The organism is Novosphingobium sp. 63-713, from assembly GCF_001898925.1.
Lineage (GTDB): Bacteria > Pseudomonadota > Alphaproteobacteria > Sphingomonadales > Sphingomonadaceae > Novosphingobium.
In genome coordinates this window covers 181,868-196,759 of record NZ_MKVS01000026.1, presented here as the reverse complement: position 1 = coordinate 196,759, position 14,892 = coordinate 181,868, and the positions used below count along the sequence as shown (strand labels likewise).

The window sequence follows — 14,892 nt, the reverse complement described above, 5'->3', positions numbered from 1 at the left end:
CTCAATCGACCGCGCGATGCGTCTTGCGCCTAGCGTGAGTCGTCGGCGTGTGAGTCGGCCCGGGGCTGGGCTCGGCCTCGTCCTTGGCGCGATCCTCGGCGGCCTCGCGGCGGCGCTGCGAGATCATCTTGACCATCGCCTCGCTGCTGGCATCAATGAAATTATACGTGCGCGAGTGGGTGATCCATCCCGGCCGCCCTTTGGGCCCCCAGATCGTGTCATAGGCCAGAATCAGCACCGAATAGCCCAGCACGATAATCAGCGTGCCCTTGACCGCGCCAAAGCCGAAACCCAAAACCCGGTCCACTGGCGCCAGCGCCGAGGCGCGGCTGGCCGTGCCCAGATAGCGCGCCACCGCCCGTACCAGCACATAAGGCACGATCAGCAGCAGAAAGAACGCCAGCACGCTGGCCCCGCTTTCCGTACCGATATGGGGCGTCAGCACCTCGGCCAGCGGCGTGTGCAGCGTATGGATCGCAACAATCGCCACCGCGCCAGCGAAAAGCGAGATCGCTTCCTGCACAAAACCGCGCAGAAAGCCGAAGGTGGCGGCAAGGCCGACCACCACAAGCACAAGAATATCAAATCCGGTCATAGCCCAAGGGGGTTATTCGTCCCCCACGATGCGGTCAACGAGATTTGGCAGCAGGTTGATGGCGCTGTGCCGCATTTCGGCAGGCGTTTCCCCCGAACCGCCGCTTTCCTCCGGCCCATAGGCCCGCTCAAACCCCAGCTTGGCCCCCTCGCGCAGGCGCAGGCCGCCATGGGCCACCGGGCGGATTTCCCCCGCCAGCGACACTTCACCAAACCATATCGCCCGCGCGGGCAAAGGCTTGTCCGCCAGCGCCGAAACCAGCGCCGCCGCCACGGCCAGATCCGCAGCCGGATCGGCCAGACGATAGCCCCCCGCCACATTCAAATAGACCTCGCAGGCCGAAAAATTCAGCCCGCAGCGCGCCTCCAGCACCGCCAGCAGCATGGCAAGACGCCCATTGTCCCAACCCACCACCGCGCGCCGGGGCGTGGCCCCCGACTGCAACCGCACGATCAGCGCCTGAATTTCCACCAGTACCGGACGTGTACCCTCGATGGCGGGGAACACCGCGCTGCCCGGCACCGGATTTTCGCGGCCCGACAGGAACAGCATCGAAGGATTCGACACTTCCTCCAAACCCTTGCCTGCCATGGCGAAAACCCCGATTTCATCGACCGGACCAAAGCGATTTTTCAGGTTGCGCAGGATGCGATATTGATGGCTGCGCTCGCCCTCAAAGGCCATCACCACATCGACCATATGCTCCAGCACACGCGGGCCCGCGATATTGCCGTCCTTGGTCACATGGCCCACCAGCACCAGCGCCGCGCCATTCTCCTTGGCATAGCGGATCAGTTCGAAGGCGCATCCACGCACCTGGCTGACCGTGCCTGGTGCGCCCTCGATCTGGTCGGAATGCATGCACTGGATCGAATCGATCACCAACAGCGCGGGCGCCTCCATCCCGCCCAGCGTGGTCAGAATATCGCGCACAGAGGTTGAGGAAGCGAGCCGAATCGGGGCACTCTGCAAGCCGAGCCGCTCAGCGCGCAGACGGATCTGGCCCGGCGCTTCCTCCCCGCTGATATAGACCGCCAAGCCACCGGCCTGCGCCACTCTGGCGCTGGCCTGAAGCAAGAGCGTCGATTTGCCGATGCCCGGATCGCCGCCCATCAAAATCGCGCTGCCCGGCACAAGGCCACCGCCCAGCGCGCGGTCAAACTCGGCAATCCCCGTGCTGCGCCGCACCAGCCGGTCATCGGCCTTGTCCAGCGGTTCAAACAGGATCGCCCGACCGCCGCTCGACAGATCATGCTTGGCCGAAAACACCGTCTGGGGCGCTTCCTCGCTCAACGTGTTCCATTCGCCGCAATCGACGCATTGTCCCTGCCAACGGGTGGTGACGCTGCCACAGGAGGAGCAGACGAAGCGGCGTTTCGGTTTGGCCATGGGACGCATCGTAGGGAGAACAAAAGGGGAAATCAAGGGAGGAAAGTGGGCCTCCGGCGGGCCAAGGGTCTCGACCCTTGGCAATTCCATTGTTGGGGTGGTGTTTCAGAGGCAACCGAGAGCCACACCAAAAATAAAACCTGCGGCGCCGTTATGCTGCGCCGCAGGTTTTAAAATTCAAACACCGCGCCAGCCCCAAAGGCCGAACCACAACGCGACTTAGACAATAACGGGATTGCAAAGGGACCGAGTCCCTTTGCCCGCCGGAGGCAAAAAGCCCCCAACCTTACTCCGTCAAATCGCTCCAGGCATCCTTTAACCGGTCAAAGAAACCCTTGGCCTCGGGACATTCCTCGCCCGTTTCGGTCGCCTGAAACTCGCGCAGCAATTCCTTCTGGCGCGCGGTCAGCTTGGTCGGCGTTTCCACCGCCACCTCAACCACCAGATCGCCCATCCCGCGCCCGTTCAGCACCGGCATACCGGCGCCGCGCTTACGCAATTGCTTGCCGGTCTGGATGCCTGCGGGAATGTCGATGACATGCCTGACGCCATCCATGCCGGGAATCTCGATCTGCCCGCCAAGAGCCGCCGTGGTAAAGCTGATCGGCGCGCGGGTCAGCAGCGTCGTGCTCTCGCGGTCGAACACCGGGTGGCGCTTAATGTGCAGGAAGATGTAGAGATCGCCCGGCGGCGAACCATTGGGCCCGGCCTCACCCTTGCCCGACAGGCGGATGCGGTTGCCATTGTCCACACCCTTGGGGATCGCGACTTCCAGCTTCTGGCGCTGATCGACGCGGCCTTCGCCATGGCATTTCTTGCACGGCTTTTCGATGACCTCGCCCCGGCCATGACAGGTCGGACAGGTCCGCTCGACCATGAAGAAGCCCTGCTGCGCGCGCACCTTGCCATGCCCGCCACACAGGTTGCAGCGGCGCTTGCCCGTGCCCGGCTCCGCGCCCGATCCCTTGCAGGGTTCGCAGCCCGTGGCCACCTCGACCTCGATTTCCACGGTCTTGCCATGGAACGCATCGTCCAGCCCGATTTCGAGATCATAGCGCAGATCAGCCCCGCGCCGCGCCTGTTGACGCCCTCCGCCGCCGCCAAAGGCGTTGCCGAAGATGCTCTCAAAAATATCGCCGATGTCGCCGAAATCGCCGCCGCCCTGAAAGCCGCCAGCGCCCGGTCCGCCGTTTTGAAACGCGGCATGGCCGAAACGGTCATAGGCCGCGCGCTTTTGCGGGTCCTTTAGGCAATCATAGGCTTCGCTGATCTGTTTGAACTTGGCCTCGGATTCCTTGCAACCGGGGTTGCGGTCCGGGTGAAATTTCATCGCCAGTTTGCGATAGGAAGATTTTAGCGTCGCCTCATTGGCATCGCGCGAAACTTCCAGCAGTTCGTAATAGTCGATTTCAGCCGACATTGCACATTTCCCCTGAAGAGAGGCCCGCCCCGTTCAGAGCGGGCCTCTTTCATCGCAACATCAGGCCTTCTTGTCGTCCACTTCCGAGAACTCGGCGTCGACCACATCGTCCTGCGCCGGAGCAGCGCCCGGAGAGGCCGCAGCAGCCTGTTCCTTCTCATAGATCGCCTGACCCATCTTCATGGCCTTTTCGGTCAGGGCCTGGGTCTTGGCGGTCATTTCGGCCGGATCATTGCCTTCGATGGCGGCCTTGGCATCGGCAATGGCGGCTTCGATTTCAGCCTTCAGCGAGGCGTCGATCTTGTCGCCATTTTCCGCCAGCTGCTGCTCGGTGGCATGGACGAGGCTGTCGGCGTTGTTCTTGGCCTCGGCGGCCTCACGACGCTTCTTGTCCTCTTCGGCAAACTTTTCGGCATCCTTGACCATCTGGTCGATGTCATTGTCCGAAAGGCCGCCGCTGGCCTGGATCTTGATCTGCTGTTCCTTGCCGGTGCCCTTGTCCTTGGCCGACACGTTCACGATGCCGTTGGCGTCAATGTCGAAGGTCACCTCGATCTGGGGCACACCGCGACGCGCAGGCGGAATGCCGATCAGGTCGAAATTGCCCAGCATCTTGTTGTCCGCCGCCATTTCGCGCTCGCCCTGGAAGACGCGGATGGTCACGGCCTGCTGATTGTCATCAGCGGTCGAGAACACCTGCGACTTCTTGGTCGGGATCGTGGTGTTGCGGTCGATCATGCGGGTGAACACGCCGCCAAGCGTTTCGATGCCCAGCGAGAGCGGGGTCACGTCGAGCAGCAGCACGTCCTTGACGTCGCCCTGCAGCACGCCCGCCTGAATGGCCGCGCCCATGGCAACCACTTCGTCAGGGTTGACGCCCGTGTGGGGTTCCTTGCCGAAGAATTCCTTCACCGCTTCGCGCACCTTGGGCATGCGGGTCATGCCGCCCACCAGCACCACGTCGTCGATCTGCGCGGCGGTCACGCCCGCGTCCTGCAGCGCCTTGCGGCAGGGTTCCATCGTGCGCGCGATCAGATCGGCCACCAGACGTTCCAGATCCGAACGGGTGATCGTTTCGACCAGATGCAGCGGCGTGGTCGCCCCTGCTTCCATGCGAGCGGTGATGAAGGGCAGGTTGATTTCGGTGGTCTGCGCGCTCGACAGTTCGATCTTGGCTTTTTCCGCCGCTTCCTTCAGGCGCTGAAGCGCCAGACGGTCGCCGCGCAGGTCCAGACCTTCCTTCGCCTTGAACTTGTCGGCCAGATATTCGACGACCTTGGTGTCGAAATCTTCACCGCCAAGGAAGGTGTCGCCGTTGGTCGACTTCACCTCGAACACGCCGTCGCCGATTTCGAGGATCGAGACGTCGAACGTGCCGCCGCCAAGGTCGTAAACAGCGATGGTCTTGCCATCATTCTTTTCCAGACCATAGGCCAACGCGGCGGCCGTGGGTTCGTTGATGATGCGCAGCACTTCAAGGCCCGCGATCTGACCCGCGTCCTTGGTGGCCTGACGCTGGGCGTCATTGAAGTAGGCGGGCACGGTGATGACGGCCTGCGTCACGGTTTCGCCCAGATACGATTCGGCCGTTTCCTTCATCTTCTGAAGGGTGAAGGCGGAAATCTGCGAAGGCGAATAGTCGGTGCCACCGGCTGCAACCCATGCATCGCCATTCTTGCCCTTGGCGATGGCATAGGGAACCAGTTCCATATCCTTCTGGGTCATCGGATCGTCAAAACGACGGCCGATGAGGCGCTTCACAGCAAAAATCGTGTTGTCGGGGTTGGTCACCGCCTGACGCTTGGCGGGCTGGCCGATCAGGCGCTCGCCATCCTTGGTGAAGGCCACGATCGAGGGCGTGGTGCGCGCGCCTTCCGAATTTTCGATAACCTTGGGCTTGCCCCCATCCATAACAGCAACGCAGCTGTTGGTGGTGCCAAGGTCAATACCGATTACTTTACCCATATCGTCGATCCCTAAGTCCAGTGTTGACACCACCCTTTGGCTTCCCGAAAAATCCGGCAAAGCGGCTCGATGGCTCGTTTGACTTGGCGGCATATAGGTGGGCTTTTGCGCCTAACAAGGGCCTTGGCGCGCGAAGCATCACTTCATCCACGACCTTGGCGCATTTTGCCGCTCATTTTCGGCGCGATCGGCATGGTTTTCCTTTTTGGATGGCCCGCCCGGCCCGTGATATTTTTGCTCCCCTGCGCCGCATTCGCGCGCGGGCCTGCGCGGTGATGCTTGGAAAAGCGTGCAAAATTGCCTAAACCCGCGCTCCGCCGCGATCCGCAAGCCGGACGTGCCGCCGCCCTTTGTGTCGCATCATGATCCAGAACCCAAGGATTGCCGCCGGATGAAAAAGATCGCTTTGGCCCTTTGCCTGCCCCTCGCCCTTGGCGCCCTGTCGGCATGCAAGGGCGAGAAAAAGGCGCAGCCCCCCGCCGGTCTTTCGGCCATGGACGGCATGTTGGTCCATGATGGCCGCCTCGTCCTGCCCGCGGTCAAGGGGCGCCCGGCGGCGGGCTATTTCACCGTCTCCAATCAAAGCGGTTCGGTCGCCACCCTCACCGGGGTCGGCGTGGCCCATACCGGCAAGGCCGAGATGCATGTCACGCTCGACGGCATCATGGAGGCCGTGCCCCGGCTCGACATCGGTTCGGGCCAGAGCGTGGCCTTTGGTCCGGGCGGCAAACATGCGATGGTCTTCGACGTCTCGCCCGATCTCAAGGCCGGGGGAGCGACCGAACTGACGCTGACCTTTTCCGACGGGCGCAAGTTGACCGCGCCGATGCAGATCGAAGCGCCCGGCATGATGGGGTCGGGTATGACCGGACCGGGCATGGATCACTCCAAAATGTGATCGCGCACGCCTGCCCATTAAGGAAAAGCCCGCCTGTCGCGATGACAGGCGGGCTTTTCCTTAACGGGGCTTCCTCCGGCCCGTTCAGCAGCGAACGCGATATTCGCGGCCGCGATCATCCATGCGATAGCAATTGCCGTCGCGCTTGCGCACTGTCGAACCGGCCACACCGCCCGCCGCCGCGCCAATCGCCGCGCCGGTGGCCACATCGCCGCCCGACACACCGGCCACAACCGCACCGACGCCCGCGCCTGCCAGCGCGCCCTCGCCGCCATAGTTGCGGGCGCAGCCCCCGGTCATCACAAGAGCACCGGCCAGCACGCCCACCATCAGAAAATTGCGCATAACAGCCTCCTTTCCTCGTTACCAAGGAAAGGGCCAAGGCGGGGGAAAGTTCCACCCGCCCCGCGCGTCCTGTTTATTCCGGCTTCTTGGCCACGGCCACCATGGCCGGACGCAGCAGGCGATCCTTGATCGAATAGCCATGCTGAAGCACCTGAATCACGGTGCCGGGTTCGGCATCATGGGGCACTTCGATCATCGCCTGATGCTGATTGGGGTCCAGCGGCAGGCCATGGGCGGCCACCTTCTGGATGCCATGCTGGCCAAACACCTTGTCCAACTCGCGGCCCGTGGCCTCGATCCCGGCCAGCAGCGCCTTCAGACGCTCATCCTCGCGCAGATCGGCGGGAATGGCGTCGAGCGCGCGCGACAGATTGTCGGCCACGCTCAGCATATCGCGGGCAAAGCTGGTGCTGGCATAGGCGCGCGCGTCGGCAATGTCCTTTTCCAGACGGCGGCGCACGTTCTGTGTGTCGGCGCGCGCGTAAAGCACGTCATTGCGCGCGGCTTCCAGATCGTTTTCGAGTTGGGCGATGCGGGCGGCCAGATCGTCTCCGGCCTCATTTTGACCCTGCGTAGTTTCTTCCGTCATTGTTCCGATTATTCCAGTTTCAACCGATCAGTTTGCCCAGGGACTGGGCTGTGAAATCCACCATGGGGACGAGACGCGCATAATTCAACCGCGTTGGCCCGATTACCCCCACAACACCGATCACCCGCCCATCGCGATCCCGATAGGGAGATGCAATGACCGATGAGCCGGAAAGCGCGAAAAGCCGGTTCTCGCTGCCGATGAAAATGCGCGTCGCGTCGCCCTGTTTGGCGCGGTCGAGCAATTCGGCCACCGATTGTTTGTTTTCCAGATCGTCGAGCAGCGAACGCACCCGATCAAGATCGGACAATGCCGCCTCGTCCAGCAGATTGGCCTGTCCGCGCACGATCAGGACGGGGCGATGGGCCGCATCCTCGCTCCACACCGCCAATCCGCGCTGGACCAGATCGGCGCTGGCCGCATCGAGCGCGCTTTGCCCGGTGATGATTTCGGCCTGCATCGCGCGCGCCGCCTCGGCCAGAGTGCGCCCGCCCAGATGCGCGGTGATATAATTCGACGCCGCCTCCAGAGCGCCCGGCCCCAGCGAGGCGGGCAGCGCCAGAATGCGATTTTCGATGCCCCCGTCCTCGCCCACCAGCACGGCCAGAGCGCGGCCCGGCGAGAGCGGCACAAGGCTCATCTGCGCCAGTCGCGGTTCGCGCTGGGGCACCATCACCACGCCCGCGCAGGCCGACAGGTCCGAAAGCGCCGCGCTGGTCGCGGCCAATGCGGCCTCGATCGGGCCGGGCTGGTGCAGCGAACGCTCGATGGCGGCGCGCTCCTCCATGCTGGGTTCGCGCACCTGCATCATGCCGTCGACAAACAGGCGCAGCCCCTGCTCGGTCGGCATGCGTCCCGCACTGGTATGGGGATGCGAAAGCAGGCCGATCCCCTCCAGCTCGGCCAAAACGCTGCGGATAGAGGCAGGCGAAAGGTTAAGCGCCCCGCCGCCTGCCAGCGTTTTCGACCCCACCGGCTGGCCCGAATGCAGATAGGCCTCGACCACCTGCCGAAAGACTTCGCGCGCGCGCCCCGTCACCTCGGGAAAGGAAAGGTCGGAAGGAGGGGAATTGGCCATCTTCACCATATTGGGCGGCCCATCCCATCAAATCAAGAGAGATGGCACATCAGGCGATACGTCAAATCAGGCAGAACCGGCAGGCAAAACCTTGCCCCTGCCCGCGGGACGCGATAGGGCCGCGTCAACTTCATCAGGAACCAAACTTTACCTATAGAAAGGCCTGCCATGCGTCCCTCTGGCCGCGCGCCCGACGAAATGCGCGAGATCGAAATCATCACCAATTTCACCAAGCATGCCGAAGGCAGCGTGCTGGTCTGCTTTGGCGACACCAAGGTTCTGGTCACGGCCAGCGTCGAGGAACGCGTGCCCCCGTTCCTGCGCGGCAAGGGCGAAGGCTGGGTGACGGCGGAATATTCGATGCTGCCGCGCGCCACCCATACCCGCGGCAGCCGCGAGGCCGCCAAGGGCAAGCAGTCGGGCCGCACGCAGGAAATCCAGCGCCTGATCGGCCGCTCGCTGCGCGCCGTCACGGATCTGAAAAAGCTGGGCGAGCGCCAGATCACGCTGGATTGCGACGTGATCCAGGCTGACGGCGGCACCCGCACGGCCTCGATCTCGGGCGCCTGGGTGGCGCTGCGTCTGGCGGTCAACGGGCTGATGGCCAAGGGGCTGATCGCTGAGGACCCCCTGCCGCGCAAGGTGGCCGCGATTTCCTGCGGCATCGTCAATGGCGCGGCGGTTCTCGACCTTGATTATATTGAGGATTCGGGCGCGGATGCCGATGCCAATTTCGTGCTGATCGAAGGCGGCCATATTGCCGAGGCGCAGGCCACCGCCGAGGGCGCGACCTATGACGAAGAGGGCCTGCTGCGCCTGCTGCGTCTGGCCCGCATCGGCTGCGACCGCATTTTTGCCGCACAGGCCAAGGCGGTCGGGGCTTAATTGCCCCACCGGCCTGCCGTACAACATCCAAATATCCTCCAAAGGGGCCAAGCGCCGATGACCAGACTTTCCGGCAAGATCGTGATCGCCACGCATAATCTGGGCAAACTGGCCGAGATGCAGAAGATGCTGGCCCCCTATGGACTGGAATGCGTGTCGGCGGGCGAACTGGGGCTGGAAGAACCCGAGGAAGTCGGCACCACCTTCATCGAAAACGCCCTGATCAAGGCGCGTTTCGCGGCGGTGGAAAGCGGGCTGCCTGCGCTGGCCGACGATTCGGGCCTGTGTGTTCAGGCGCTGGGCGGGAGGCCCGGCGTCTACACTGCCGACTGGGCCGAGCGCCACTGGTACGAAGGCCCCGAAGGCCGCGACTGGTTCATGGCCATGGGCAAGGTCGAGGGCCTCCTGTGCGAACACGGGCCGGACGTGGGCCGCGCGGCGCATTTCGCCTGCGTGCTGGCGCTGGCATGGCCCGATGGTGTCGATGCGGTCTATGAAGGCCGCGTCGACGGCACGATGACATGGCCCCCGCGCGGACGTCTGGGCTTCGGCTTCGACCCGGTGTTCATCCCGCGCGGCTATGACCAGACCTTCGCCGAAATCCCCCCCGCCGATAAGGCCAGGATCAGCCATCGCGCCGATGCTTTTGCCAAATTGGTGGCGGATCAGTTTGGGTGAGGTTTATGCCTCCGGCGGGCAAAGGGACTTGTCCCTTTGCAATCCCGTTAATGTAGGCGTTGCGCGCATGGTTCAGCCGAAACGCTGAAAGCGCGGCGTTCAGATTTTAAAGCCTGCGGCGCTGTCGGGTGTTAGCTCACCGCGCCGCAGGCTTTAAAACGACAGCACATCATGTTTCGTTGCAAATCATGCACAACCCCATAATGGGATTGCAAAGGGCCCCCGCCCTTTGCCCGCCGGAGGCATAAAATCTCACACCCCCCTCACGGCACCTTCTGCCCAAAAATATTCCCCGCCGGCCAATAGCGGCAAACGAGGAAATCGTCCCGAGGCCCGCGCGCCATGGCGCAGCCCACCTTCTGCGTCCCGCGCCAGACGATCTGTGTGTAATGGGCAACATTGCGCCAATTGCCATCGCGGGTGACGGCGGGGAATGTGCCGGGCAGGAAATCGTCGCGTTCGGAGATGAACTGCTCGATCATGGTTTCGATCGGGTATGCGCCCGCCGTGCCCATGAACAGGTTTTCGCCCGCCTTTTTGCGTCGTTCGGCCGAGGCATGTTCGAACTTTCCGCTGCGGGCCAGTTCCTGCGCCCAATCGAGCGCGCCTTGCGCCAGCGCTTCGTCCCAGACCAGCGGTGCCTCGCTCATCCGCGCCCTTTCGCGGTTGTGCGCGGCCAGCGCGCGGGCGGCGAGCGCAGGAGTCATGGCCGGGGCGCCGGAGCCATAGACGGCAACCGGAGTGATTGCGGGCGCGGCCGCAACCGGGCCGCCGATCAGGCAACAGAGGACAAAAGCATGGCGCATCATAGCCACCTCTTGACATCTCAACCTTAAACCAGCGTGAAGAAGCCATGGCGCGCGCACTTTATATTCACTGGCCCTTCTGTCTCAAGAAATGCCCCTATTGCGACTTCAACAGCCATGTGCGCGATGGAGTGGACCATGATCTTTGGCGTGGGGCGCTGCTGGCCGACCTGCGGCGCGAGGCCGAGATGGCGGGCGGCGAGGCGCTGGAGAGTATCTTTTTCGGCGGCGGCACGCCCAGCCTGATGCCGCCCGCGCTGGTCGCCGCCTTGCTGGAGGAGGCGCAGCGGCTCTGGGGTTTTGCCCCCGGCATCGAGATCACGCTGGAGGCCAATCCGTCGAGTGTGGAGGCCGCCAATTTTGCCGCGCTGGCCAGCGCGGGGGTCAATCGCGTCTCGCTGGGGGTTCAGGCTCTCGATGATGCGGCTCTGCGTTTCCTTGGCCGCCTGCATGGTGTGGACGAGGCACTGGCCGCGCTCGGCGTGGCGCAGGAGCATTTTTCCCGCGTCAGCTTCGACCTCATCTATGCCCGCCCCGATCAGTCCGCCGATGCGTGGGAGGCCGAACTCAACCGCGCCCTCGCGCTGGGCACCGATCACCTCTCGCTCTATCAACTGACCATCGAGGAAGGCACGCGCTTTGCTACTCTGGTGCGCGAGGGTGCCTTTGCCCCGCTGGAGGATGATCCGGCCGCCGACCTGTTTGCGATGACCCGCGCGATCACCGCGCGCGCCGGATTGCCCGCCTATGAAGTGTCGAACCACGCAAGGCCGGGACAAGAAAGCCGCCACAACCTGACCTATTGGCGCTATCTCGACTATGCCGGGATCGGGCCGGGCGCGCATGGGCGGCGCGGAGGATTTGCCACGACACGGCATAAAAAGCCCGAAAACTGGCTCACATCGGTCGCCGCCAAGGGCCATGGCACGCAGGAGGAGCGCGCACTTTCCCCCGCCGAACAGGGGGCCGAAGCGGTGCTGATGGGCCTGCGTCTGGCCGAGGGGATGGATGTGGGCGCGCTGGCCTCCCGGCTGGGTCTGGCGCAGGGCGATCTGATCGAGGCGGACAAACTGGCGCTCTTCATCCGACAGGGGCTGATGTGGCAGGAGGCCCCGCGCATCGGCGCGACCGAGGCCGGAATGCTGGTCTTGAACAGCCTGATCGCGCAGGTCACGCCCGACGGTTTGGCCGGATGAACGAAGCGGCCGCCTTCCTCGCCGCCCGCGCCGAAGTGCTGGCCGCATGGCACGCGCATCTGACCGACGCCCGCCGCCGCAGCCCGCATACGGTGCGCGCCTATATGGCCACGGCGGGGCGGCTGATGGATGCGCTGGAGGCTTATGACTGGGCGGCGCTGTCGCGGATCGACACGGCGGGCCTGCGCCATTTTCTGGCCGAGCGGCGCGAGGATGGCATCGCCAATATCTCGGTCGCGCGCGAATTGTCGGCCTTGCGCGGTTTCCTCAGCTTTGCCCGCGAAAAGGCGGGCATGGTAAAACCCGCCCCGCCCCGGCTGCGCGGCCCCCGGGTCAAGCGCGGCATCCCCCGCCCGGTCACGCCCGACGAGGCGACCGACCTTGCCGATCTGGTGCATGTCAATGCGCGCGATGATTGGCAGGGCTTGCGCGACCGGGCAGTGCTGCTGCTGCTCTATGGCGCAGGACTTCGTATCGCGGAGGCTTTGTCGCTGACCGGCGCGGACTGGCCGATGGGCGACCGGCTGACCATCACCGGCAAGCGGAGCAAGCAGCGCGTGATCGCCATCCTGCCCGCCGTGCGCGAGGCGATTGCGGCTTACCTCAACGCCTGCCCCTATCCGGTGGAACGGGACAAGGCGCTGTTTCGCACGGTAAAGGGCGCGGCGCTCTATCAGTCGGCGGTGCAAAAGGCGGTGGCCGATGCGCGCGGGATGCTGGGCCTGCCCGATACGGCCACGCCCCATGCGCTGCGCCATTCCTTTGCCACGCATCTGTTGGGCGCAGGGGCGGATCTGCGCTCGATTCAGGAATTGCTGGGCCATGCCAGCCTGTCCTCGACGCAGGTTTACACGAGGGTCGATGCGGCCGTGCTGCTCGACGCCTATCGCAATGCGCATCCCAGAGCCGAAGATTAAACGCGCGGAAGATTAACCTCGGAACCACCCGTCAATCCGGGGCCGCATCCAGCGCAGCACCGGCACCTCGACCCAGCGATAGACCGCCACCGACAGCGCCACCACGGTCAGGCTGACCAGCCCCGCCCATGGCAGCCATGGCAGCGCATCATCACCCAGCCAGTCCTGCACCGCCAGCGCGCCATGCACCACCGGCAGATGCACCAGATAAAGCGCAAAGGAGGCATCGCCCAGCAGGATCAGCCAGCCTTGTCGCGCCAGCCATCCCGACATGGCCCCGCCGCCCGCACCAAAGATCCAGATGAACAAGGCCATCAGCGGCAGATAGGCCAGTTGCATCCGCCACACATCGGGCAGGCCCAGCAAAGGATAGGCCACCATCGCGCAGAGCAGCAGCGCGAGCGCGGCCGCCTCCGCCCCCGTCCCGCCCCGGCGCGGCAGGCGATAGACCAGCATCCCTACGATAAAATCGAGCAGCCGCGAAACCGGGCTGATATAGGTCAGCCAATGAGTCAGCGTAGGCTCATCGCCCGCGAGAATCGCCCCCTGCCCCGATGCCACGCGCCAGACCACTACGCCGAGATTGAGCGCCAGCAAGCCCGCCGCCAGCAAGCCCAGCCGCCGCAGCGGCATCAGCGCCAAACCGGCAAAGCAGGCATAGAAAAACGCCTCGTCCGACAGGCTCCAGCTTGGCTCGTTGATGGTGAAATACCAGCCCGAGCGCGGCACCCATGCTTGTAGCAGCGACAGATTGACCGCCACCTTGGGCCAGACGCCCGCGCCTTCCTGAACCAGCGCCAGCACCGCCAGCGGCACGCCCACCAGCCAGTGCAGCGGCAGCACCCGCGCCAGCCGGAGCGTGAAATAGTGCCAGCCGCCGATCCGCCCTTCTGCCAGCCGCGCCTGATAGGTATGGGCAAGGATATAGCCGGAAAGCATGAAAAAGAAGGACACGCCCGCATAGCCCTCGTGAAAGAGGGTGCGCGCGAGGGGCTGCAACGCATTGGGATATTCGGCCAGCGGCCAGAGATGCGAGGCCAGCACCGCCAGCGCCGCGAAGAACCGCAGCGCCGTCAGTTGATCGAGGCGGACCATTAACCTGCCGTCATATCCTTATGCCGCCGCTCGATCGCGGCCCAGATCATCGCGCCGCAATCGCTGTTGTTGAAACGGTCGATGGCGACGATGCCGGTGGGCGAAGTCACGTTGATTTCCGTCAGCCATTGCCCGCCGATCACGTCAATGCCGACAAAGACCAGCCCGCGCGCGCGCAATTCCGGCCCCAACACGCGGCAGATTTCCGCCTCGCGTTCGGTCAGCTCGGTCGCCTCGGCGCTGCCGCCCACGGCCAGATTGCTGCGGAATTCGCCCTCGCCAGGCTTGCGGTTGATAGCGCCCGCCACCTCGCCGTCGACCAGCACGATGCGCTTGTCGCCCTTGGACACATCGGGCAGGAAGGGCTGCACCATGAAGGGTTCCTTCCACATCTGGGTGAACACTTCGATCAGCGCGCCCAGATTGTCGCCGCTGGCGGGCACGCGGAACACCGCCTTGCCGCCATTGCCATGCAGCGGCTTGATGACCAGATCGCCGCCGAAACCGCGCTCGACCATGCGCTTTTGAAAGCCGCGCACATCCTCGATCCGGCGCGCGACCAGCGTTGGCGGCATGAACTGAGCGAAATCGAGCACAAAGACCTTTTCGGGCGCATTGCGCACCTGTTCCGGGTCATTGACGACCAGCGTCTGCCCTTTAAGCTTTTCAAGGATATGCGCGCCGGTGATATAGCCCAGATCGAACGGCGGGTCCTGACGCATCAGCACCACGTCAATATCCGCGCCAAGGTCGATATTGGCAAATTCGCCCAGCTTGTAATGCGATTCGCCCGCCTGCGGGCGATGCACGATGACGGGGGCGGCCCATGCCGAAACCCGGCCCTTTCCGTCCGCCGTCGATTCCCATGCCAGCGTGCCGACATCATAATACCACAGCGAATGCCCCCGCGCCTGCGCCGAGAGCATCAGGGCAAAGGTGGAATCGCCCGCAACATTGATCGAGGGCAAGGGGTCCATCTGGACGGCAACACGCAGCGACATTGGCAAAATCTCCACTCCGCCGGGTGGCGGAAGAC

Annotated in this window: 16 protein-coding genes; 6 read left to right on the top strand and 10 right to left on the bottom strand. The window is 64.1% G+C overall.

Annotated features, from left to right (window positions below; genetic code table 11):
* Nucleotide 1 precedes the first annotated feature (1 nt).
* From BGP00_RS11595 to dnaK, 4 genes are all read right to left on the bottom strand, one after another.
* Nucleotides 2-595 carry a CvpA family protein gene (locus BGP00_RS11595; protein ID WP_273618785.1) on the bottom strand — a complete coding sequence of 198 codons (594 nt, stop codon included), beginning with the start codon at nt 593-595 and terminating at the stop codon, nt 2-4.
* 12 nt (nt 596-607) lie between these two features.
* On the bottom strand, nt 608-1,984 hold the full coding sequence (gene radA / locus BGP00_RS11590) for a DNA repair protein RadA (protein WP_292689391.1): 1,377 nt from the start codon (nt 1,982-1,984) through the stop codon (nt 608-610).
* Nucleotides 1,985-2,270: 286 nt separating this feature from the next.
* Nucleotides 2,271-3,404: a molecular chaperone DnaJ gene (dnaJ, locus tag BGP00_RS11585; RefSeq protein WP_168602603.1), complete on the bottom strand. Its 1,134-nt coding sequence runs from the start codon at nt 3,402-3,404 to the stop codon at nt 2,271-2,273.
* Between the two features lie 60 nt (nt 3,405-3,464).
* A complete protein-coding gene (gene dnaK / locus BGP00_RS11580) occupies nt 3,465-5,369 on the bottom strand; it encodes a molecular chaperone DnaK (RefSeq protein ID WP_168602602.1) in 1,905 nt (634 codons plus the stop codon).
* 20 nt (nt 5,370-5,389) lie between these two features.
* Here dnaK and BGP00_RS11575 point away from each other — a divergent pair, with 20 nt between their 5' ends.
* Together BGP00_RS11575 and BGP00_RS11570 are read left to right on the top strand one after the other, a co-directional pair.
* Nucleotides 5,390-5,674, top strand: a complete 285-nt coding sequence (locus BGP00_RS11575) for a hypothetical protein (RefSeq protein WP_292921410.1) — start codon at nt 5,390-5,392, stop codon at nt 5,672-5,674.
* 86 nt (nt 5,675-5,760) lie between these two features.
* Nucleotides 5,761-6,267 (top strand): copper chaperone PCu(A)C, encoded by a 507-nt coding sequence (locus BGP00_RS11570; RefSeq protein ID WP_292689389.1) that lies wholly within the window; start codon nt 5,761-5,763, stop codon nt 6,265-6,267.
* A gap of 84 nt (nt 6,268-6,351) precedes the next feature.
* Here BGP00_RS11570 and BGP00_RS11565 read toward each other — a convergent pair whose 3' ends face one another.
* From BGP00_RS11565 to hrcA, 3 genes are all read right to left on the bottom strand, one after another.
* The gene (locus tag BGP00_RS11565; protein WP_168602600.1) at nt 6,352-6,612 is read right to left on the bottom strand and encodes a hypothetical protein; all 261 of its coding nucleotides are present in this window, start codon (nt 6,610-6,612) and stop codon (nt 6,352-6,354) included.
* Nucleotides 6,613-6,685: 73 nt separating this feature from the next.
* Nucleotides 6,686-7,201, bottom strand: a complete 516-nt coding sequence (grpE, locus tag BGP00_RS11560; RefSeq protein WP_168602599.1) for a nucleotide exchange factor GrpE — start codon at nt 7,199-7,201, stop codon at nt 6,686-6,688.
* Between the two features lie 19 nt (nt 7,202-7,220).
* Nucleotides 7,221-8,279: a heat-inducible transcriptional repressor HrcA gene (gene hrcA, locus BGP00_RS11555; protein ID WP_292689387.1), complete on the bottom strand. Its 1,059-nt coding sequence runs from the start codon at nt 8,277-8,279 to the stop codon at nt 7,221-7,223.
* A 168-nt stretch (nt 8,280-8,447) separates the two neighbouring features.
* Here hrcA and rph point away from each other — a divergent pair, with 168 nt between their 5' ends.
* Both rph and rdgB read left to right on the top strand, forming a co-directional pair.
* Nucleotides 8,448-9,164, top strand: coding sequence for a ribonuclease PH (gene rph, locus BGP00_RS11550; RefSeq protein ID WP_168602597.1), 717 nt, complete (start codon nt 8,448-8,450; stop codon nt 9,162-9,164).
* 57 nt (nt 9,165-9,221) lie between these two features.
* Complete coding sequence (gene rdgB, locus BGP00_RS11545) at nt 9,222-9,842, top strand: RdgB/HAM1 family non-canonical purine NTP pyrophosphatase (protein WP_292689386.1); 621 nt, start codon at nt 9,222-9,224, stop codon at nt 9,840-9,842.
* Nucleotides 9,843-10,105: 263 nt separating this feature from the next.
* Here rdgB and BGP00_RS11540 read toward each other — a convergent pair whose 3' ends face one another.
* A complete protein-coding gene (locus BGP00_RS11540) occupies nt 10,106-10,549 on the bottom strand; it encodes a CAP domain-containing protein (protein ID WP_292925751.1) in 444 nt (147 codons plus the stop codon).
* Between the two features lie 146 nt (nt 10,550-10,695).
* Between BGP00_RS11540 and hemW the strand changes: the two genes are divergently transcribed.
* Together hemW and BGP00_RS11530 are read left to right on the top strand one after the other, a co-directional pair.
* A complete protein-coding gene (gene hemW, locus BGP00_RS11535) occupies nt 10,696-11,844 on the top strand; it encodes a radical SAM family heme chaperone HemW (RefSeq protein WP_292689384.1) in 1,149 nt (382 codons plus the stop codon).
* The gene (locus BGP00_RS11530) at nt 11,841-12,761 is read left to right on the top strand and encodes a tyrosine recombinase XerC (protein ID WP_292689383.1); all 921 of its coding nucleotides are present in this window, start codon (nt 11,841-11,843) and stop codon (nt 12,759-12,761) included. The genes hemW and BGP00_RS11530 overlap by 4 nt, the downstream gene beginning before the upstream one ends.
* 12 nt (nt 12,762-12,773) lie before the next feature.
* Here the strand turns inward: BGP00_RS11530 and BGP00_RS11525 are convergent, their stop codons facing one another.
* Together BGP00_RS11525 and gshB are read right to left on the bottom strand one after the other, a co-directional pair.
* Nucleotides 12,774-13,856 (bottom strand): acyltransferase, encoded by a 1,083-nt coding sequence (locus BGP00_RS11525; protein ID WP_292689382.1) that lies wholly within the window; start codon nt 13,854-13,856, stop codon nt 12,774-12,776.
* Nucleotides 13,856-14,857, bottom strand: coding sequence for a glutathione synthase (gene gshB / locus BGP00_RS11520; protein ID WP_292689381.1), 1,002 nt, complete (start codon nt 14,855-14,857; stop codon nt 13,856-13,858). Before gshB ends, BGP00_RS11525 begins: the two co-directional genes overlap by 1 nt.
* Between the last annotated feature and the right edge of the window lie 35 nt (nt 14,858-14,892).